At 66.3% G+C, this 18,802-nt stretch carries 19 protein-coding genes; 9 read left to right on the top strand and 10 right to left on the bottom strand.

What is annotated here, in order from left to right:
* A partial coding sequence (locus tag ACYVE7_RS04615) for an amidohydrolase family protein (RefSeq protein ID WP_460363266.1) occupies positions 1 to 637 on the top strand: 637 nt, incomplete at its 5' end.
* Here the strand turns inward: ACYVE7_RS04615 and ACYVE7_RS04610 are convergent.
* On the bottom strand, positions 634 to 969 hold the full coding sequence (locus tag ACYVE7_RS04610; RefSeq protein ID WP_460363265.1) for a helix-turn-helix domain-containing protein: 336 nt from the start codon (positions 967 to 969) through the stop codon (positions 634 to 636). The genes ACYVE7_RS04615 and ACYVE7_RS04610 overlap by 4 nt on opposite strands.
* A 226-nt stretch (positions 970 to 1,195) precedes the next feature.
* On the opposite strand from ACYVE7_RS04610, the gene ACYVE7_RS04605 reads away from it, so the two are divergent.
* The gene (locus ACYVE7_RS04605; RefSeq protein ID WP_460363264.1) at positions 1,196 to 1,867 is read left to right on the top strand and encodes a uracil-DNA glycosylase; all 672 of its coding nucleotides are present in this window, start codon (positions 1,196 to 1,198) and stop codon (positions 1,865 to 1,867) included.
* A gap of 618 nt (positions 1,868 to 2,485) precedes the next feature.
* On the opposite strand, the gene ACYVE7_RS04600 is transcribed toward ACYVE7_RS04605, so the two are convergent.
* The 4 genes from ACYVE7_RS04600 to ACYVE7_RS04585 all read right to left on the bottom strand — a co-directional run bounded on the left by ACYVE7_RS04600 (position 2,486) and on the right by ACYVE7_RS04585 (position 5,628).
* Positions 2,486 to 2,689: a hypothetical protein gene (locus ACYVE7_RS04600; RefSeq protein WP_460363263.1), complete on the bottom strand. Its 204-nt coding sequence runs from the start codon at positions 2,687 to 2,689 to the stop codon at positions 2,486 to 2,488.
* Positions 2,686 to 2,853: a DUF397 domain-containing protein gene (locus tag ACYVE7_RS04595; protein ID WP_460363268.1), complete on the bottom strand. Its 168-nt coding sequence runs from the start codon at positions 2,851 to 2,853 to the stop codon at positions 2,686 to 2,688. Before ACYVE7_RS04595 ends, ACYVE7_RS04600 begins: the two co-directional genes overlap by 4 nt.
* Before the next feature lie 408 nt (positions 2,854 to 3,261).
* Positions 3,262 to 4,482 carry a helix-turn-helix domain-containing protein gene (locus ACYVE7_RS04590; RefSeq protein ID WP_460363262.1) on the bottom strand — a complete coding sequence of 407 codons (1,221 nt, stop codon included), beginning with the start codon at positions 4,480 to 4,482 and terminating at the stop codon, positions 3,262 to 3,264.
* Positions 4,483 to 4,527: 45 nt separating this feature from the next.
* A complete protein-coding gene (locus tag ACYVE7_RS04585) occupies positions 4,528 to 5,628 on the bottom strand; it encodes a DUF1152 domain-containing protein (RefSeq protein WP_460363261.1) in 1,101 nt (366 codons plus the stop codon).
* Between the two features lie 153 nt (positions 5,629 to 5,781).
* Here ACYVE7_RS04585 and ACYVE7_RS04580 point away from each other — a divergent pair, with 153 nt between their 5' ends.
* Together ACYVE7_RS04580 and ACYVE7_RS04575 are read left to right on the top strand one after the other, a co-directional pair.
* Positions 5,782 to 5,967 (top strand): DUF397 domain-containing protein, encoded by a 186-nt coding sequence (locus tag ACYVE7_RS04580; RefSeq protein ID WP_460363260.1) that lies wholly within the window; start codon positions 5,782 to 5,784, stop codon positions 5,965 to 5,967.
* Between the two features lie 790 nt (positions 5,968 to 6,757).
* Complete coding sequence (locus ACYVE7_RS04575) at positions 6,758 to 7,114, top strand: hypothetical protein (protein ID WP_460363259.1); 357 nt, start codon at positions 6,758 to 6,760, stop codon at positions 7,112 to 7,114.
* 171 nt (positions 7,115 to 7,285) lie between these two features.
* On the opposite strand, the gene ACYVE7_RS04570 is transcribed toward ACYVE7_RS04575, so the two are convergent.
* Positions 7,286 to 7,831, bottom strand: coding sequence for an ATP-binding protein (locus tag ACYVE7_RS04570; RefSeq protein ID WP_460363258.1), 546 nt, complete (start codon positions 7,829 to 7,831; stop codon positions 7,286 to 7,288).
* A gap of 85 nt (positions 7,832 to 7,916) precedes the next feature.
* Here ACYVE7_RS04570 and ACYVE7_RS04565 point away from each other — a divergent pair, with 85 nt between their 5' ends.
* Together ACYVE7_RS04565 and ACYVE7_RS04560 are read left to right on the top strand one after the other, a co-directional pair.
* Positions 7,917 to 9,158, top strand: coding sequence for a helix-turn-helix domain-containing protein (locus ACYVE7_RS04565; RefSeq protein ID WP_460363257.1), 1,242 nt, complete (start codon positions 7,917 to 7,919; stop codon positions 9,156 to 9,158).
* Entirely contained in the window at positions 9,155 to 9,718 is a 564-nt protein-coding gene (locus ACYVE7_RS04560; protein WP_460363256.1) for a flavoprotein, read from the top strand. Before ACYVE7_RS04565 ends, ACYVE7_RS04560 begins: the two co-directional genes overlap by 4 nt.
* Here ACYVE7_RS04560 and ACYVE7_RS04555 read toward each other — a convergent pair.
* A complete protein-coding gene (locus tag ACYVE7_RS04555; protein ID WP_460363255.1) occupies positions 9,690 to 9,938 on the bottom strand; it encodes a hypothetical protein in 249 nt (82 codons plus the stop codon). The two genes, ACYVE7_RS04560 and ACYVE7_RS04555, sit on opposite strands and share 29 nt — an antisense overlap.
* Before the next feature lie 315 nt (positions 9,939 to 10,253).
* Positions 10,254 to 10,430 (bottom strand): hypothetical protein, encoded by a 177-nt coding sequence (locus ACYVE7_RS04550; protein ID WP_460363254.1) that lies wholly within the window; start codon positions 10,428 to 10,430, stop codon positions 10,254 to 10,256.
* Positions 10,431 to 10,649: 219 nt separating this feature from the next.
* Here ACYVE7_RS04550 and ACYVE7_RS04545 point away from each other — a divergent pair, with 219 nt between their 5' ends.
* Positions 10,650 to 10,916, top strand: a complete 267-nt coding sequence (locus ACYVE7_RS04545) for a hypothetical protein (RefSeq protein WP_460363253.1) — start codon at positions 10,650 to 10,652, stop codon at positions 10,914 to 10,916.
* Between the two features lie 208 nt (positions 10,917 to 11,124).
* Here ACYVE7_RS04545 and ACYVE7_RS04540 read toward each other — a convergent pair whose 3' ends face one another.
* Complete coding sequence (locus ACYVE7_RS04540; protein WP_460363252.1) at positions 11,125 to 11,508, bottom strand: hypothetical protein; 384 nt, start codon at positions 11,506 to 11,508, stop codon at positions 11,125 to 11,127.
* Positions 11,508 to 15,302, bottom strand: a complete 3,795-nt coding sequence (locus ACYVE7_RS04535; RefSeq protein WP_460363251.1) for a CHAT domain-containing tetratricopeptide repeat protein — start codon at positions 15,300 to 15,302, stop codon at positions 11,508 to 11,510. Before ACYVE7_RS04535 ends, ACYVE7_RS04540 begins: the two co-directional genes overlap by 1 nt.
* Positions 15,303 to 15,853: 551 nt before the next feature.
* On the opposite strand from ACYVE7_RS04535, the gene ACYVE7_RS04530 reads away from it, so the two are divergent.
* Positions 15,854 to 16,267 carry an effector-associated constant component EACC1 gene (locus ACYVE7_RS04530; RefSeq protein WP_460363250.1) on the top strand — a complete coding sequence of 138 codons (414 nt, stop codon included), beginning with the start codon at positions 15,854 to 15,856 and terminating at the stop codon, positions 16,265 to 16,267.
* Between the two features lie 31 nt (positions 16,268 to 16,298).
* A partial coding sequence (locus tag ACYVE7_RS04525) for a caspase, EACC1-associated type (protein ID WP_460363249.1) occupies positions 16,299 to 18,802 on the top strand: 2,504 nt, incomplete at its 3' end.

Here is an 18,802-nt window from a genome sequence, read left to right as displayed (position 1 = left end):
GGCGCTCCGCGCGCGCCTCGCCGACGTGGAGCCGCTCCGCCGCGCCGCCGAGGACCCGGACGCCCGCACCGGCACGGGCCTGTGGCGCGACACCACGGCCGACGGGGTCCTGATCGTCACGCACACCGATCCGACGGTCGTCGGGAAACGCCTGTCGGAGCTGCCCGGCGACCCGTTCGCGACGGCCTGCGCGCTGATCGCCGACGATCCGGCGGCCTACATGGTCGTCACGATGATGGCCGAACCCGACGTCCGGACGATCATGGCCGATCCGCTGATCGGCGTGGGTTCCGACAACGGGATGCCCGTCGGTCTCGAACACCCCAGGACCTGGGGCTGCTTCCCCGAGTTCCTCGGCACCTATGTCCGTGAAGCCGGAATCGTCCCCCTCCCTGAGGCGATCCGGAAGATGACGTCGGCCAACGCCCAGCCGTTCGCCCTCCACGGCCGCGGCGTCCTCCTCCCGGGCTCCCACGCCGACATCACGGTCTTCGACCCGTCGACCGTCGCCCACCCCGGCACCTACACCACCCCCGCCACCCGCCCCCTCGGCATCCCCTACGTCCTCCTCGAAGGCACTGTCACCATCGACGACGGCCACTTCACCGGCGGCCGCCACGGCCGGATCCTCCGCTAAGCGGCGTGCGTGTCCGTGCCGCGCAGAATGTAAAGGTCATCGCCGAAAACCGCAGAGATCTGCAACTGACCGCCGAGCGCTTGCACATAACGGGCGATCGCTTCGACCGTGGAGACCTCACCGCGTTCGATCTGGGACACACGGCTCTTGGTCACCCCCATGCGCTCCGCCACCTCAACCTGCGTCAGGCCGAGAACCTTGCGGCGTTCGGAGAGCCGATAGCCGTCAACGAAGGCCTGGTTACGCTGACGCGCCTCCGCGACCACCGCCTCACCGCCGGCGCCCGCAACGACCTCGTCCCGAACCTCGCTCCACTTGGGAAAGTTCGTCATCGCCGCCCCTCCTCCTCTTCCCGTTCCTTCACATACGCCGTGTACAGCATCTCCGCCTCCGGGATCGCCCGGCGATACCAACCCGACCAGTCTCCCGACTTGTCTCCACCGACCAGAAGGATCGCGAATCTCCCACTCCTCCACACCAATAAGTGCAGCAAATCCTCTACTTCGACGGTGTCCGGAGTGCCGGAAGATGTCGTAGGGACGGGCTAGGGTTTTCGGCATGGCACGACCGTTGCATGAGATCGTCGAGGCGGGGTGGGCGCGGGCGCTCGCGCCGGTCGAAGGCGACATCGCCAAGATGGGCGATTTCCTGAGGGGTGAGCTGGCCGCGCGCCGCTCCTATCTGCCGGCGGGGCCGAACGTGCTGCGGGCGTTCCAGCAGCCGTTCGCCGAGGTGCGGGTGCTGATCGTCGGGCAGGATCCATATCCGACGCCAGGGGACGCGGTCGGGTTGAGTTTCTCCGTCGCGCCCGACCGGCGGGTGCCGCCGAGCCTCGTCAACATCTACACCGAGTACATGCAGGACCTGGGGCTGCCGGGCCCCGCGAACGGCGATCTGTCACCGTGGGCGGAACGCGGCGTCCTGCTGCTCAACCGGGTCCTGACGGTCGCGCCCGGCAAGCCCGCCTCCCACTCGGGCAAGGGCTGGGAGGCCGTCACCGAGCAGGCCATCCGCGCCCTCGCGATGCGCGGCACCCCCCTCGTCGCCATCCTCTGGGGCAAACAAGCCCAAACCCTCCGCCCCCTCCTCGCCGAATACCCGGCCATCACCTCCGCCCACCCCAGCCCCATGTCCGCCAACTACGGCTTCTGGGGCTCCCGCCCCTTCTCCCGAGCCAACGAACTCCTCACCAAACAAGGCGCACCCCCCATCGACTGGCGCCTCCCCTAACCCACAAGACCCGACATTCTCGCCATTTCCGATCGAGTATCCAGTTTCCGTGGAGGTACTAACGAGCCCGCGAGCCGTAGACCAAGTCGCAAGCCTGGCGTTACATCGCAGCGCAATAGCGAACCCCACAAACATCAATTTGGACACCAGGGCATGTTTCGCGAGAATGCCGGGCCCGGGGACCTACTTCTTCGGGCAGTTACGCTTGTCGTGCCCGTGGAAGCTGCATACGCTGCACTGCCCAGCGTTGGAAGGGACGTCACACGACCGTTTGTCGTGCCCTCCCTCACCGCACCAAGAGCAAGTGCGGGTCCTGCTCGCGCTCATCCATGCCCTCCATTGTCCGTAACTAGCCGACCTCGCGCGAAGATTCTAGCGCCGCAAACCTGGCGACTTGATCCCTTATCAGACAACCAAGCTCATAAGATTTCCGCATCCAGGAAGTGATGGTGCTGGTGTTCGAACATCGCCACCCGGGTCCTGCGGATCAGTTGCAAAGGCAGGAACTACTCACGGGCAAGCTGACAGGTGGCGGCATAGCGCGGTCGCGCGAACCGAGGACGCCAGCCCCCGGACATTCATGATTTTCGACCGAATGTCCGGATTTCACCAACTACGCTACGTCCCCAGGTTGATGGTCTTTCCCGCGACGGGCAGAGGCGACCACCGCTCCACCTCAACAGGCCAGCCAGCCGGAAGGATCAACCCGAGCTGCGCCCGAGAAATCCCCTTCGCCGCCATCATCCGCACCAGATTCACCATCGCCACCTGCGCTCTCCCCACCGCAGCGGCAAGCGCACGGGCTTCCTCCTCGCCGGTCACGACGATCCGACGAATGCCGCCCAGGCCTTCCGGCCGAACCGGACGACGGGGCCAACGGGGTCTGTCGAGTCACGCACGGCCACGCCGTCATCGGCACGGGCGATCTCGACACAGCCGTCCTGATTCAGGGCTTCGCACCGCGAAGACCTCCGGAAAGTGGGCATCATTCGCCCCTTCGCGCAGAATCAGGAAGCTCTGGGCAGGCACAGGCGAACGCCACATAAGAGGCCGACCCGGCCCGAACCGCCGTCCGCCCCGACTCCGCCCAGCGCAGTGCGAAAAGAAAAGCCGGGTCCCGGGTCGCTTCATGGTCGGCCAGCAGCCAGAGCCGCAACGTCGCGAGCGCCTCATCACGGTTCAGCCGCGGAGCGTCCCGGAGGGAACGCCGAGGCCCGGACACGTGCCAATGAGTCGGACGTCCAGGAAACGGGGCCATTTCAGCACCAGGCCCGTACATCGTCGGCCGCATTCCCCATACGGAGTCTCTGGGTCGTCGGATCGCTCACAGAACCGACGATGCCGCACTGACGAAGGCGGTGATTGCACAGATTGTGCAACCCCCGCTCCTTGACCTACGCCCTGATGAGAGGTCCGCCGCTCCTGCTGATCCGGTCCAGGAAGCCCAGAAGGCCATCGGAACACCGGCGTTCCAGATGGACGAGGACGCCGAGCGTCTCGTGCGTCATCGGGTGGTGCCTGGTCTGCTGCGGGGCGAACTGTTCGGCCTGCAGAAGTGCCTCCAGCGTGCGTCGCCGGTCTCCTTTCCAGAGGAAGGCGCGAGCCAGGTCGATGTAGTGATGGCTCGCCCGAACCGGAGTGAAGCTCGAAGGAATCCGCAAGCCCTCCGCCCGACGGATCGCTTCTTCGGCATCGCCGAGCTCGACGGCGACGGCCACAGCGACGATCTTCGTGTTGACCGGTCCGCAGGTCAGTTGGTAGCGGTCGTTGGAGTCTGAAGCACCCCTGCGCACCAGCTCGTCGGCCTCATTGATATGCGCCCACGCCGCGCTCCGGTCACCGGACCGCGCGGACATGATCCCTTCGCGGAGATGCAGCCCGCCGTAGACACTGAGCCGGTCGCGATCTCGGCGATCGAGCAGCGGCTCGAGATCCGCACGGGCGTCGCCCAGCAGCTTGAGTCCGGCGCGGTAAGCGCGGGTGGACATCAGGGTCGTGCAGCGCGTCCAATTCGCCGTCGCCATCAGCGCGGGATCCCCGGACGCTTTGGCGGCCCAGACCATGCGATCTTCCGCCAAGGTGGCGAGCTGGTCGTGGCCGAGTTTGTAGGACAGCGAATGCGCCGCGAAATAGGCCAGGGCGAGCAGATGCGCCACCTGTGCTCGCTCCTCGCCGTCCAATCGGTGAAAGTGCGCTGCCAGCTCATCGAGCAGCTTCGGCACCTTCGACCCGAGCGCGGTGTAGTTTCCTTGCTGCCGTAGCTGATTCACCTCCGCGGTGGCGGAAGCGAGCTCCTGAAGAGTGCGGACGTCATCGTCGTTCTCCACCGGGATGTCGTAGCGGGCCAGCGAGCCGTGAAGTCGAGGAATCGCTTCGTGGACACGATCGCCCCCGTCTATGAACGACTGCCCATAGAGTTCCCGCACCGACACGCGGAGCGCGGGCGCGACCGCCGCCACCAACACGGGGGTCGCCGCTCGCTGCCCTACTTCCACCTTCTGCAGAAGGCTGAGCGACACGTTCGCTTGGAGTGCAAGACCTCGCTGCGTGATTCTCCGCAGTTTCCTCAGCGTGGCGATCCGCTGGCCGATCCTGCTCATGTCGCTGTCGGGCATTGATGCCTCCTGGTCACCGCGACGAGCGTACGACGCCCATCGGCGTCACGAAGGGCGTACCGACCAGATGGGCCCCGCCGACTGCTCCGGCCATTCCTCGATCATGCGGCGCCGCATCTCCTCGTAGCCGCCTTGCGGTCGGCCGACCTGCTCGGCGACCCTCCGGAACGTCACATAGTCCGAACCGCGGTCGCGCACACCGGCTTCGAAGTCTCGCAGCCTCGTCACGAAACCGTCCCAGGGAAGTGCGGGAGATCGCTCGCGACCTAGCCGCGCTGCTTTCTCACGTTCATAGTCGATCTCGCAGAACCCGCAGATCCTTCGCACTGCGTCCTCGACCTCGACGAGCGAGCCGGTACCGATCATCTGCTGAACCAGGGGACTCACCGCAAGAAGGCGATCCAGGGTGATCTGAAAGACCATGGTCGTCTCGTCGGACAACTTGACCGCGGTGCCGGCGTCCCGCACCTCGACCCGGCCTCGGACGCCTTTCGCCGCCGCCGCGAGCATTCCGGTCGCCTCTGACGGATGCCATGCGAAGATCCGATCAAGCCCGAGCACGTGTTCCGGGCCCACCGAGACCCGTGAAGCGGAATCCTTCCCCAGGCGCCCAAGCGCGTACTCCGGCGTAAGCTCCGCATCCAAGCCGAGGCCGAGTACCAGCACTTCGACCGGCACTTCGAGCCCCACGCAGGCCGCCACGGCCAGAGCGTCCGCCAGTGGGCTGCGCAGCGTCTGCTCGTCGCCTCGAGCGAGAATGTCCCCGCCGACGTCAACGATGCGGACTCTCTCCGCACCTGCCAGAACGACCATGTCCGCGATCTGCTCGGCCATGCCCGCAGCGCCGAAATACGGGTCGAGGAGAAGCAGCGGAACGGGCAGCTCAGCTGCCAGTCGCGGCAGCGTCGATCCGGCCGGAGCCACGGGAACCGTCTCCCCGGTGACCTGGAACGTTCGTCCTCCCCGCGCTCGCAGGCCAACGAAGTCCTCGACACCACGAGGCCCGGGCAACGGATCGACCAGCAGCCGGTCCCACGCATAGGTCGCGATCATCGCCTCGCCCCCCACCGCCGAGACCGCCCTGTGCACAATCGCCGACGCGATCGCGTCCCCCCCTCCCCCGGACGCAACATACAAAGTGGCCACGCCCAGACCTTAAGCCCAGGGATTCACGACGTGCCTGACGGGGAACCACACATCGAGCGAAACAGCCGATGTCTTGGGGAAGGGACCTGCGACCACATGCGCTACCAATGGACGCCACGCGGGCTCTGATCCAGAAGGTGATGGAGGAACGATATGAATGAGCTGACCTGGCGGAAGTCCAGCTACAGCAGTCAGCACGGTGACGACTGCGTGGAACTGGCAACGTCTCCCAGCACCATCCTCGTCCGAGATTCCAAGAACCCCGAACACCCCACACTCGCCTTCGGCCGCAACACCTTCAGCAAGGTCACCCGAGGCATCCGCGCGACCGTCCAGTAGCCGAACAGCACGAGCTCCAAGCCTCCATCCGCAACCCGGCCGCCCCCGCGAGAAGGCGCGTCACCGTCTGCTGGCACCATGCACCCGCGCGGCCCAGCCTCCCCAACACCGCCTTCAGCGCGCCCACCCTGGAGACGCGACCCTAACCCTGTCGCCATCCATCAGGATTCAATCCGGCCTCTACGGGAAAACCGCAGGCAAAGTAGACCAGCTCATATGGCATCATGCATCCCAAGCGGTCCCACAGGATGCCAATGGACCTCTCGATGCCATGTTCACTCCGACCGGATTTTGTCCGATAAAATCCCAGATCTCTTCCATAATTCAGCAACTTCGTACATTAGCTTTGCAGGCAGGGAACCCTCATATAGCAGTCAGGCATGACTATGCGTATCCCAGATACCTTTAATTCGCCTGCGAGAAAACTTGAGTGGCCTAGCATCCCCTTCCATGACCTCCACAGCAGCGAGGGCCAGCGCCAGATAAATCCGACCTTGGGCGGTAGAGAACGTCAATTCAGTCGCCCGCTCGCCAATCCTGTGCAGATCGCCGTCCGTCAAGTCTGCAGCTAGTACAGCCAGTCGATCCTCACCGTAAGAGAGAAGATCGAGACGAATACGCTCTCTATTCGTGTTTATCAAGTCCCTCTCCCAAGTTGCACAGGTTGCGAATTTATTATTCCACGGGTGTGGCGCGGCCCAAGGATCAGCCGAAGCCTCGGGGCGAATCACACAGCGAAGCTGACGACCGGCAAGTTCCCTGCACGCCGACCAGCGGCAAGAATCGACCCATGAGCGACTACTCCTGGCCCGCCGGTGACATGGCCTCGGGAACGAGCGACCCAGCGAACTGGGCAGCGGCCTGCGCGGCGCTACCGATCGGCAGCCAGGTGATCGGGACCGTCATCGGCCGTCAGCCCTTCGGAATCTTCGTGGAGATCGCAGGAGTCTCCGAGTCCATCGGGCTCGCAGAGATCACCTCCATGCCGGAGAAGCTCGACCTGCCGACGATCGGAGCCCTCATATCAGGCGAGGTCATCTGGCACGCCGAACACAATCACCAGATCAAGATCCGAATCTTCCAATCCTCGGACGATAAGAGGTGGGCGGCTGCCTCGATGGTGATCTCGCCGACCAGTTCACCTTGACGCAGGATCCTCCAGATATCGCCTTCCAACCCCACCGCCTCCACCACAGTGATCCGCACAGCCACCCTACGGAGCGATGCCGCCAGTGGGAGTCCCGCGTGACCGACTACGAGCGCTCGGACCCTGGTGGGGCGCCTGGAGCTGAGCGAAAGACCTTTCTGGGAGCCCTGGTCAGCGTTCGGCGCAGCCGCACTCCTCGTGTCTCCAGCTCTGTACGGTGCGGTGCTCGAAGGGCTGGGTGCGCAGGCTTCCGTTCGTCACGACCGAGGCGCAGAACAACCCACGGCCGCCATCGGAAAGCGCGCTGATGAGCTCGTCGTCCGCTGCCTCGACGTCCAGAAGCTCGGCGATCTCGACTGCCACCGCCACGGGAATCGCCGGCCCACGGGTGGCTGGAATCTTGTGGTGTACCAGACGGCACAGCAGTTCGCCCTCACCGTGAAACAGCGAGAGACTCACCCGCCCTCCGCCTCCGTGGATGACGATGTTGCCCAGGAGCTCGGACAGCACGAGCCCCAGGTCGTCGCGTGCGGCGCAGCCCTCGGCCAGAAGCGCGACGGCCGATCGCCGAAGGTCACGCCCCGATTCCTGGTCGAGGTCGAAGTCAGACTCGTACAGCCAACGCCCGGCCGGATGGTGGATGCTCGCGGGGACCGGGCTCGCGCACTCGCCCGAGGTGGTGGGTGGACCGCCACGCGTGGTGTTCCGGTATGCCATGGCCTCACGCTAAAGAGCCCGCAAGGACCTGACGCTATACAGTTTGTGTGACCCTGCGACTTCTCTTCTTGGGAACGTGGTCCACATGACCGCACGTGACGAAACCCGCCGTGAGATCGCCCGTCGGGTGACGTACTGGATGGCCAGACGCGGCATGACCCGCCAGATCTTCGCCGACCGGCTGGGGAAGTCCGTCAGTTGGGTGGACAAGATCCACACCGGTGACCGTCAGCTGGATCGCCTGAGCGTCCTTGAGCAGATCGCCGATGTCCTCGGTATTTCCCTGGCGACGCTCATCGACCGCCGGACCGCCGCGCGAGCAGCCGACTGCGCCGACGAAGTCGAGATCGCCGCCCTCCGGGAGGCGCTCCAGCGCTATGACGGCCTGCTCGGCCGCATCCACGAACAGCCGCCCGACCTGCCCCGGCTCCGCCGCGATGTCGACTACGGCTGGACGTCCTTCCAAGCGTCGAACTACCAGGTCAGTACGCGGCTGCTTCCCGACCTTCTCGTCACCCTCCAGCATGCTTACCGCACCCTGAACGACCATGACCGGGAGCAGGCGGCGGAACTCCTCGTTCAGGCCTACTGGCTGGCCGCCGGTATCGCCATGAAGTTCGGTCAGCCCGAACTCAGCTGGGTCGCGGCGGACCGCGGGATGACCTTGGCGGAGTGGAGCGGCGACCCTGCCCTCATCGGCGGCACCGCCCGTCGGGTCGTGCACGCGATGCTCGGAGCTCCCGAGCCCGCCGGTGCTCGCCACGCCATCAACCTGGTGCGCACCGTCGCCGACCGCCTGGAGCCCGGTCTCGGTAACGCCACCCCCGCTTACCGTTCCAACTACGGCATGTTGCTCCTCAAAGGCTCCATCGCCGCAGGCCAGATCGGTGACGCGGTCCTGGCTCGCGATCTCAATGCCGAGGCCGGTGTGGTCGCCGGCCTGCTCGGCGGCGATCGTAACGATCATTGGAGCGCTTTTGGCCCCACCAATGTCGGTGTCCACCGGGTGTCAGCCCTGGCCGATCTCCACGAGGGCGGCCGCGTGGTCGAGTTCGCCCGTGGCCTCGCGCCCGACCAGCTCGCCACCCTGCCCCGCGAGCGTCGGGCCAACCACACCGTCGACGTGGCGCGCGGCTACGCGCAAGCGGGCAAACGCGACGACGCCGTCCGGCTCGTCCTCGATGCGGACACTTTGGCCCGTGAGGAAGTGCGCTGCCGTCCGCTGGCCCGGTCGCTCGTGGCGCAGCTCGCGGGGAGCTACCCGCGTGGCAGGCGGCCCAGCACTGCCTTCAGCACGCTCGCCCGGGAGATGGGAATCGCGGTATGACCGTTCGCCCCGTCGTCTACGTGATCGCGTGCGCCGCGCCGCCTGCCCGTGAAGTCGCCAAGCTCGTGACGATGATTCAGGAACGAGACTGGACCGCCTGCGTGCTGAGCACCCCGTCCGGCCGCAAGTTCCTCGACGTCCCCGCCTTGGAGCAGCTCACCGGGAATCCCGTGCGCAGTGACTACAAGGAGCCCGGCAGCCCCGACGAGCTACCCAAACCTGACGCCGTGATCGTCGCGCCCGCCACCGTCAACACGATCAACAAGTGGGCAGCGGGAATCTGCGACACCCTGCCCTTGGGCATCCTGGTCGAGGGCATCGGCTTGGGCCTCCCCATCGTGGCGCTGCCCTTCAGCAACAGAGCCCACGTCGCCCACCCAGCTTTCGGCGAGAGCATCGGCCGCCTCAGATCCTGGGGCGTGACGGTCCTAGCGGGCCCTGAGGTCTACCCCTGGCACGAGCCCGGCACGGGGAGCCGGTTCCTCGACATCTACCCCTGGCATCTGACGGTGGAAGCGGTGGCTTCCCAACTCACAAAAGGACGAAACGATTCGCAATAAATCCGCCGAAGGCCATCGCTGGAAATGGCGCCGCCGACTCATCACCACAACCCTTCCCATTGCGGCGATCATGGCGACATTCGCCCGCCTGAGAGGATGGAGCCTGTGGGAAGAAGCTCAATACCAGATCCCTGGCTCCATAATCGTGGTCGTCGGCGTGGCCATGGCAATCATCGAGACGATCCGCGAATTTCGGGGCGACAAATCCGAAGCCGCCCACCACATCGATCGACCCTTACAAGATCTCGAATGTAACTCCTGCTCCGGGATACGTGCGAGGTATCCGGCCACGGCGTCCAGCGGTGTCAATAGAATTGACGAGAACTAAAGAAAGTTGTACCCGGGAGCGCTATCCGTCGGCATCGGACCATCAATGTACAAGAGCTCGGAAAAAGTGCGGCCAATCTGACGCCTCACGGTGACCTTCTTGGGGATATCGGAGGAAGGCCGCTCTAAACCAGAATATCTAGTTCAGGGTTTAGATCAGCTTCAGTAGCGATCATCTCGTAGGGCCCGAATTCCTGAATATCGGTAGTCAGGGGAAAATTCTCGGAAACAGAGGGCAGCGGACTTGGCGGGTCAGGATACCGATCAGGAAGTCGAGAAGCCCGCCGTTGCAGACCCACCATCGCCAGTCGAAGAAAACAGCAATCCTCCAGTTTTCCGGGTCGCCTTCCGTCAGCCATACACAGCGGTCGCCGTTATCGGTCATTCCCCACATGAGAGCGCCGCCCGGCTCAGGGAACCGAGGAAACGGAGGTGCGGCAGAGCGGGTGCCGTCGACGTCTAGAAGGAGCCTTTTTCAGCAACCTCTTCGAGGCTGTTGATCACAGCATGGTCCCGGGCGGTGTGGCGGGCCCCGGACGTAAGAAAACCCCTGGTAGGAGAGGTGGTCTCTGACCTCCACACATCCCCCAACCAGAGGTTTCACGTGCTTTTCTATCGTTCTTCGCTGCCGTTGTCGCGTTCGACCCTGAACTACCTGACCGGTCTGGTGCGCCGGAACCGCGTGAAGCTGGGCAGCAAGGGCCGCGCTCTGACGGCGGGTCAGCAGGCGTTGATGGTCCTCGCGTACTTGAAGAAGCCGGCGCGGGCCCAACGTCCCCTGGATCGCAGCCATGCAGCCGGGATCCGGTTACCGAGTCGAACTCGTGCAAGGGCGCTGGAAGCGGTTGTGCAGGTCCTTCAGGAGGCCTGAGCCAAGGCAGCCGGCACTCCTCGTTCCTGGTCCACATCTGCCCACCGTTCGGCGCGCATCCCCGCCCAGTGAGGTCGGTGGGAGGTCATCCTGGGTGGTGGAACAGCCGGTCGTCGACTCTGAGGTACTTCACTCGCGCCGATCGTGAATCCTTGGGGTTTCCGCTCTGTACAGCGGTGTGGAGGAGGTTGGCGGCCGGGGCGCGGGCTCAGTTGTCGGTCAGCGGGGGTTGTTCCTCGATCGCCTGGACGGTCTCTTCGACGGTGCTCTGGATGATCTGGTCGCGTTGTTCCACCGTGAGGTGTTGGACGGTCCCGGTCTCATCGAGTTCCAGGCGAACGACCCGGGTGATCACGTGGGTGGGAGGGGCCTGGTGGTGTTTGTTCTTGTGGTCCTGGTAGACGGTCCAGCCGAGTGCCGCGACGCTGACGATGAGGCTGCCGAGGGAGATCGGGTCGAGGTACTGGCCGCGGCCGGGTGCGCCGTCGGGGCTGTGGAGGGCGGCTTCCACGTCGGCGACCAGTCGCGGGCCGTGCTCGGGGGCGAGTCGCGCTGCGGTGGCTCGGGCCGCTTGCTGGATGGTGACGTTCATCAAGTCTCCGCTCCGCCGGTACCGGTGTTAGTGGCGTAGGTATGAATGTGTGGTGGGAGGGATTGTCCGGTGGTTTGCTGCCACAGGGCATGGAGAGCGTCTGGTCCGAGCTGGTGGGTGAGGGCTTGGAGGCGTTTGGGTGCGGTTCTGGTGGCGTGGTGGGGGATGGTGTCGAAGAGGGTGACGGCGCGGATGTTCCAGGCGAGGGCCTGGTGGGGGTCGTCGCGTTGTTCGGCAAGGAGCCCCAGGGCGACGTAGGTGAGGGCCATGTTGGGCCGGTCGCGGAGGTCTTCGGAGATGGTGAGGGCTTGCCGGTACCAGCGGTCGGCCTGATCGAGATCACCCCGCAGCTGAGCGGTCATGCCGAGCTGGTGGTAGCTGCTGGCCATGCCGGGCCGGTTGCGGAGGTCTTCGGAGATGGTGAGGGATTGCCGGTACCAGTGGTCGGCCTGGTCGAGATCACCCCGCTCCTGGGCGGTCATGCCGAGATGGTGGTAGCTGCCGGCCATGCCGGGCCGGTCGCGGAGGTCTTCGAAGATGGTGAGGGATTGCCGGTACCAGTGTTCAGCCTGGTCGAGATCACCCCGCAGCTGAGCGGTCATGCCGAGCTGGTGGTAGCTGCTGGCCATGCCGGGCCGGTTGCGGAGGTCTTCGGAGATGGTGAGGGATTGCCGGTACCAGTGGTCGGCCTGATCGAGATCACCCCGCCGCTGGGCGGTCATGCCGAGCTGGTGGTAGCTACGGGCCATGTTGGGCCGGTCGCGGAGGTCTTCGAAGATGGTGAGGGACTGCCGGTACCAGTGTTCAGCCTGATCGAGATCACCCCGCCGCTGGGCGGTGATACCGATCTGGTGGTAGGTGCCAGCCATGCCGGGCCGGTTGCGGAGGTCTTCTTTGATGGTGAGGGATTGCCGGTACCAGTGTTCAGCCTGGTCGAGATCACCCCGCTGCTGGGCGGTCATGCCGAGCTGGTGGTAGAGGACGGCGATGTTGCTGCGGGTGTGGCTGGTTTCGGGGAGTTGCTGGCAGGCGTGCAGGAGGGCCTGGTAGGTGGTGGCGGCTTGGTCGAGCCGCCCGGCGTGTTGCTGGCGGTTGGCCTGGGCGTGGGTGACGAATGCCCAGAGCTGGCCTTGGGGGGTGTCGAGGGGGGGTGGGGTGCCGGGCGGGTCTTCGACCGCTTGGCGGACCCGGTCGGCCCATCCGTTGGCCTCCTCCCCCGCGCCCTGCAGATCCCACAGGCCGTCCAGGAGGCGGATGACGGTGTCGGCGTGTGCCCATTGGCCGGTGGTGAGGGCGTGGCCGAGCGCGGCTGACAGGTTCCGCTGATGCAGCCCCGTGACGGCCACCGCCATCTGCGCCTGCTCGCTCTGCCACCGCTCCCGCAACCAGGCAGCGAACGCCGCATAGGCCTCCAACAGCGCCCGCTGCGCGGTCTGGCGTTCGGTCTCAAAACCCGTGCCGGCGTGTTGCTGCCAGTACGCGGTGAGGTAGGACGGCAGAGCCGGATGCACCCGATACATCCCCGACCCCAAACCCGACAGCAGCCCCACCCCGGCGGCACGCTCCAGCACCCCCTCCCACACCGCAGCCGACAACCCCTCGAACCTCGCCGGAGGCGACGCCTGCGACAAGGCGCCCAGCACATTGCGGTCGACGATCGTGTGGAACAGCGACACGGCCGTGATCGCCTCCCGGTCCCCCACCGGCAGGTGATCGAAGGAGTAGGACAGGGACGCTGCCAGGCTGGTGCGCCGATCCCCCTCATCCCGCAGCGCAAGCGGCACACTCCCCCGCAACCCCTCCAATAGCCGGCCAGGCTCGGTCTCCTCCAGGAGCGGCAGGATGAGCCGCATGCTGAAGGGATGCCCATCCAGCCAGGCGACCAGGTCAGCGAAAGACCTCTGAGCGCGGCGGGTCCTGGCGTTGGGATAGGGGGCGAGGATCTGATCGGTGTAGACGATCGCCTCCTCGCGGTTCAGGCCCTCGACCTTGATCCGCCGCACCCGGCCGCCGAGCCAGTCCTCCGGGCTACGGCTGGTGATCACGATCGCGCTCTTCGAGGAAGAGGCGATCCGGTGCAGGAAGTCACGAAGCTCACCCGTCGCCTCTGGTGGGAGAGACGGGGTGGCGCCAGTGAGATCAGGCATGGAGTGGACGGTCTCGAAGTTGTCCCACAACCACAAAACCCGGTACTCCGCCAGAAACCGCTCAACCGTCGCACGCCGCTCGTCCGGTCCGAGGGCGGCGAAACCAGCGCCGAACACCTCGAGACCCAGACTCGTGATCAAGCCGTCGAGACCGAAAGAGGCGATACCGGGCTCGAAGGAATGCCAGAACACGAACTCCGGCCGGTCCACACCGCCGGTATCACGCCACCACCGGCCGAACGCCTTAGCAAGCTCGGTCTTTCCCGACCCACCAGGACCATGCACAACGACCACACGCTGCAGGCGCGCGGCGGTGTCGAGTCGGTACAGCAGGGCGTCGCGGCCTACGAAGACACCGTCGGGGGCGAGGTCGGGTGCTGTGGTCTGGTCGTCGGCTGGGAGGGTGCGGAGGTGGTCCAGGAGGGTGTTCAGGGCGGGGGTTTGTGCTGTTCGCGGGGTGGTGAGGTGGGGGAAGGAGATGTCGCTGCGGCGGTAGTGGACGGGAACGACCCAGTCTTCGAGGGGTAGGGGGCCTTTGGGGCTGGGGCGGTGCGGGGCGAGGCGGAGGCGGGCGCGGGCGTGGGTGGTGGCGTCGGTGATGCGGTCTCCGGCGAACAGCCGTTCGTAGAAGACGGCCATGAACTCGGCTGCGGCGACGGCGTACACGCTGTAGGCCATGGCGACGACGGAGGCGGTGCCGTCTTTGATGAGGCGGGTGGCGACGGCGGCTTCGACCTGGGCGCCGATCTGGCCGGATTGGCAGGCGTTCAGGACGACGACGGGAACGCGTGCGGTGGCAAGGATCTGGGCGACGCGGGCGGCGTCGACGGGGTCGGCGGTGCCTTCGGGTGTTTCGAAGACGAGCATGCCTTGGGGGGCCGGTCCGGTGTAGGTGAGGGGGTTGGATCCGGCGGGAGGTGTGTGGTTGCCGCCGAAGACGCCGTGGCCGTCGAAGTGGACGATCTGGAACGGTTGCCCGGCCTCGGCGGCGGTGGTGAGGGTGTGCTGGAGGTGGTCGAGGGTGGGGGGCCGCAGGACGACGAGGTCGACGGTGCCGCGGACGGCGTCCAGCCGTTCCAGGAGGGGGCGGGCGATCATCTGGTAGCCGACGTCGTTCTCTCCGGACGGCCGGGAGATGACCATGAGGACGCGGAGCCGGTCGCCGATGGTGGGGAAGGGTCGGGACAGGTCGCTGGTGGGGAGTCGTCGGGTGAGGGCGAATCCGTCGAGGGCGAGGGGCTTGCCGCGCTGGGGGTCGTGGAGGAGTTCCCAGGGCAGGCCGAGGTGTGTGGCGGAGGTGGACTGGATGATGAGTTCGAGATGCTGGCCGCCGGCGCGTAGGGAGCGGTAGGCGGCAAGGGCAGGGGCGGCGGCGAAGACGGTCTGGAAGATGGCTTCACCCCAGCCGGGGATCTTGTCCGCGATCTTCTGTCCTTGGTCGGAGTACACCGCGAACGGAGCGATCAGGTAGTCCTCCAGGTACCAGCGCAGTTCCTCGAGTTCGTCTGCGTCCATCGGCCACACCATTTCGGTGGGCTCGGTGACCGGGCTGGCCTCCTCCTCCCCCTGCCATCGAAGCAAGATCGATAGGCGTCCTTGGTCATCGATGTCGATGATGAGCCGGTCGCTGCCGTTCTGCTCCGCCACCCGTTATCCCCACGTTCCGCGGCGATTCGCGAAATGATCAGAAACGCCCCCAGAGAATCCAGACTAGGGACCGTCGCGTCTACTTAAGGTACGAAACGCCGCTTTCGCCCCCTCGGATGCGAGGGCTTTCAATTCTGGACGTCTCAAGGTGTGTTTTTGTAGCGTCCGCTAAGGTTTCTCGGCGTTTTAGGAGCTTGTGTGGGTTTTGGCGAGGGGAGCCGTCTTTGGTCCTGATCTTCACGGCGCCCTTGGGCGCCAGGCCGAAGGGAAGTCCTGGAGGTCGCCGAACTCCTGGACGATCGACGCCGTGCCGGTGTTGCCGTCCTCGCCGGTCTTGCCGAGGTTGAGCGTCTCGCCACGGCAGGAGGGTGGATTCGGGGCTGAGTATCACGGTGCTGGAGCCGTGGGTGTCGAAGGCGATGTGGCTTCTCCTCGTTTCTCGGCGCCAGGGTGGTGGGGGAACTGGTTGGTGGGGTGGTTTCGTCTGATCTCCTGACATGGGTTGGGTGGGTGGGGCAGTCTGCCGGGGGCGGGCGGTGTGGAGGGAAGGGGTGTCGGTGGTGCGGATTGTGATGCGGGCGGATGGTGGGGAGGTTGCGGGGTTGCGGCGGTGGCTGGCTGCTGATCCCGTGGCTCGTGAGGTGGAGTTGTCCGGGGTGGGTGTGCCGGGTCAGATGGGGGCCGAGCTCATCCAGGCGGTCATCGCCAACGCGATCGCGCTGCCCGGCCTGGTGGTGGCGGTCGCCGGTTACGTAGACAACCGTCGCCGTCAAGGGGCCGGTCCTGTGACGGTGGAGTTCGGGCGTGGGGAGGAATTCGTGAAGCTCACCGGGAGCAGCCCCGCCGACATCCAAGCGCTCCTCGCCGCGCTCGCAGACACCGGCGGGTTGCCTTCACCGCCTCCGTCTCCGGTCGGGGAGGTCGATGGCGCTGCGCGGCGGGGGCCGGCCGGTGGTACTGCCTGACCGCGGCGGGACACGCGTGGTCCTCATTGGCGTGTCGAAAGGCTGTGAGGGGCTGGGCGGGTTGGAGGACCTGCCCGGGGTGGAAGGCAACCTCACCGAGCTGGCCCGGGTATTGCGTGATGGCACGGTGTGGGCCCTCCCCGAAGCACACTGCACGGTGGTGCGGGAGCCGGAGGATGAGCGGGCGGTGCTGGCCACGGTGCGGGAGGCGGCGGAGACGGCGACGGATCTGCTGCTGGTCTACTACAGCGGCCACGGGATCGTCTCCGACAGTGACGGCTCCCTGTATCTGGCGTTGCCCGGGCGGGATATGCCGGATGAATGCCTGTCGTTCACCAAACTGCACGACCGGGTCCGGCGCACACGCAGCGCGGTACGGACGGTCATCATCCTGGACTGCTGCTACAGCGGCACCGCCATCCGCAACGGCATGGGCCCCGCCACCCCCGACACCGCGCGCCTGGAACAGATCCTCCACACCGCCACCCGAGCCGAAGGCTCCTGCATCTTCGCCTCCTCCCCCGCCACCCGCCCCTCCTACGCCGACCCAGACGAACCATTCACCGTCTACACCGGCGCACTCCTGGAAACACTCACCAGCGGTGTTCCCCGACACCCCGACAATCCACGGCACCTGGCCACCGCCGACATCCACGCCGCCATCAAAAGCCGGCTCGCTCTCCAGCTCGGCGTCCCCGAACCCCAATTCGCCGCACTCGACAGCGGCGCCGCCATCCTCCTGGCCCCCAACAACGCCCACCAACCACCCCCACCCACCACCAGCACCGGCACCGGCACCGGCAGTGGTCTGCCGTCCAGCACGCTGGTGGGAGTACTGCCACAACAGGCCGACTGTTTCCAGGAACGCGAGACGGCCGCCCGCCTGTCCGAAGCACTCGACGGTGGCGGGACGGCTGTGCTGTCGGGAGTGCTGACCGGGATGGGCGGCGTCGGCAAAACCCAGCTGGCCGCCGCCTACGCCCGCCGGGCGTTGACACACCGCATCCCGGTACTGGTGTGGGTGAACGCGTCCTCACGGCCAGGGATCATCGCCGCCTACGCCGACGCCGCCACCCGCCTCCACCTCATCCCCACCGGGAGCGACCCCGCCAGTAGCGACCCTGATGAGGCGGCCCGCCGATTTCTCCAGTGGGCACAAGCGGAGACAACCGGGTGGCTGGTGGTGCTGGATGACCTCCAGGACCCCGCCGACGTGCGGGGCCTGTGGCCGGTCCCAGGGGAAGGACAGCGTGTTTTGGCCACGACCCGCCGCCGGGACGCCGCCCTGACCGGGCAGAGCCGCCACCGTATCGACGTCGACCTGTACACCCCAGAAGAGGCCCGCGCCTACCTGGAGGCGAAACTCGCCTCCCACCACCGAACCGACGACACCGGCCAAATCGACCTGCTCGCCTCAGATGTGGGACTGCTGCCCTTGGCGTTGGCGCAAGCCGCCGCCTACCTCCTCGACGCCGGCCTCGACTGCCGGACCTACCGGGAACGGCTGGCCGACCAGCGGATCCGACTCGGACAGATCGTTCCAGAAGAGGGCAGCCTCCCCGACGACCACCACCTCATCGTCGCCGCCACCTGGACACTGTCAATCGAACGCGCCAACCAAGCCCGGCCGAAGGGCCTGGCACGGCCGCTACTGGAATTGCTCTCGGTCTTGGACCCCAACGGCATCCCCGCCACCCTCCTGAACACCCCACCCGCATGCGCCCACCTCACTGCCCACCACACACCAAGCGACGACGCCAGCCTGCCGGGCGAGGTGGATGCCGGTCTCGTCCGGGACGGGCTGCGGGTACTGCACCTGTTCAGCCTGATCAGCCACGACCCCGACGCTCTCTACCGGGAGGTGCGAGTCCACCAGCTCATCCAACGCGCCACCCGCGAAACCCTCACCCCCGACCAACTCACCACCACCGCCCACACCGCCGCCGACGCCCTCACCACAATCTGGCCCAACATCGAACGCGACGACCTCGGCGCAACCCTGCGACTCAACACCACCACCCTCACCAACCTCACAGGACCCGCCCTCTGGCAACCCGACAAAGCCCACCCCACCCTGTTCCGAGCCGCCAGCAGCCTCGGCCAAACCGGCCAGGTCACCGCCGCCCACACCGCCTACACCCACCTCCACACCACCACCCACCACCACCTCGGACCCGACCACCCCGACACCCTCACCACCCGAAACAACCTGGCGTACTGGCGGGGGCAGGCCGGAGACCCGGCAGGAGCCGCCACCGCCCTCCAGGACCTGCTCACCGACCAGCTGCGGGTCCTCGGACCCGACCACCCCGACACCCTCACCACCCGAAACAACCTGGCGCGCTGGCGGGGAGTGGCCGGTGACCCGGCAGGAGCCGCCACCGCGTACGAGGCCCTGCTCACCGACTCTCTGCGGGTCCTTGGACCCGACCACCCCGAAACCCTCAACACCCGACACAACCTGGCGTACTGGCGGGGGCAGGCCGGAGACCCGGCAGGAGCCGCCACCGCCCTCCAGGACCTGCTCACCGACCA

The organism is Actinocorallia lasiicapitis, from assembly GCF_054778695.1.
This window is presented reverse-complemented; position numbering and strand designations above follow the sequence as displayed.

What these genes read in the sequence shown, in the direction of transcription:
- ACYVE7_RS04610 (WP_460363265.1), bottom strand. Translation starts at nt 969, where the DNA reads ATGACGAACTTTCCCAAGTGGAGCGAGGTTCGGGACGAGGTCGTTGCG.
- ACYVE7_RS04605 (WP_460363264.1), top strand. Translation starts at nt 1,196, where the DNA reads ATGGCACGACCGTTGCATGAGATCGTCGAGGCGGGGTGGGCGCGGGCG.
- ACYVE7_RS04595 (WP_460363268.1), bottom strand. Translation starts at nt 2,853, where the DNA reads ATGCCCACTTTCCGGAGGTCTTCGCGGTGCGAAGCCCTGAATCAGGAC.
- ACYVE7_RS04590 (WP_460363262.1), bottom strand. Translation starts at nt 4,482, where the DNA reads ATGCCCGACAGCGACATGAGCAGGATCGGCCAGCGGATCGCCACGCTG.
- ACYVE7_RS04580 (WP_460363260.1), top strand. Translation starts at nt 5,782, where the DNA reads ATGAATGAGCTGACCTGGCGGAAGTCCAGCTACAGCAGTCAGCACGGT.
- ACYVE7_RS04575 (WP_460363259.1), top strand. Translation starts at nt 6,758, where the DNA reads ATGAGCGACTACTCCTGGCCCGCCGGTGACATGGCCTCGGGAACGAGC.
- ACYVE7_RS04570 (WP_460363258.1), bottom strand. Translation starts at nt 7,831, where the DNA reads ATGGCATACCGGAACACCACGCGTGGCGGTCCACCCACCACCTCGGGC.
- ACYVE7_RS04565 (WP_460363257.1), top strand. Translation starts at nt 7,917, where the DNA reads ATGACCGCACGTGACGAAACCCGCCGTGAGATCGCCCGTCGGGTGACG.
- ACYVE7_RS04560 (WP_460363256.1), top strand. Translation starts at nt 9,155, where the DNA reads ATGACCGTTCGCCCCGTCGTCTACGTGATCGCGTGCGCCGCGCCGCCT.
- ACYVE7_RS04550 (WP_460363254.1), bottom strand. Translation starts at nt 10,430, where the DNA reads ATGACCGATAACGGCGACCGCTGTGTATGGCTGACGGAAGGCGACCCG.
- ACYVE7_RS04540 (WP_460363252.1), bottom strand. Translation starts at nt 11,508, where the DNA reads ATGAACGTCACCATCCAGCAAGCGGCCCGAGCCACCGCAGCGCGACTC.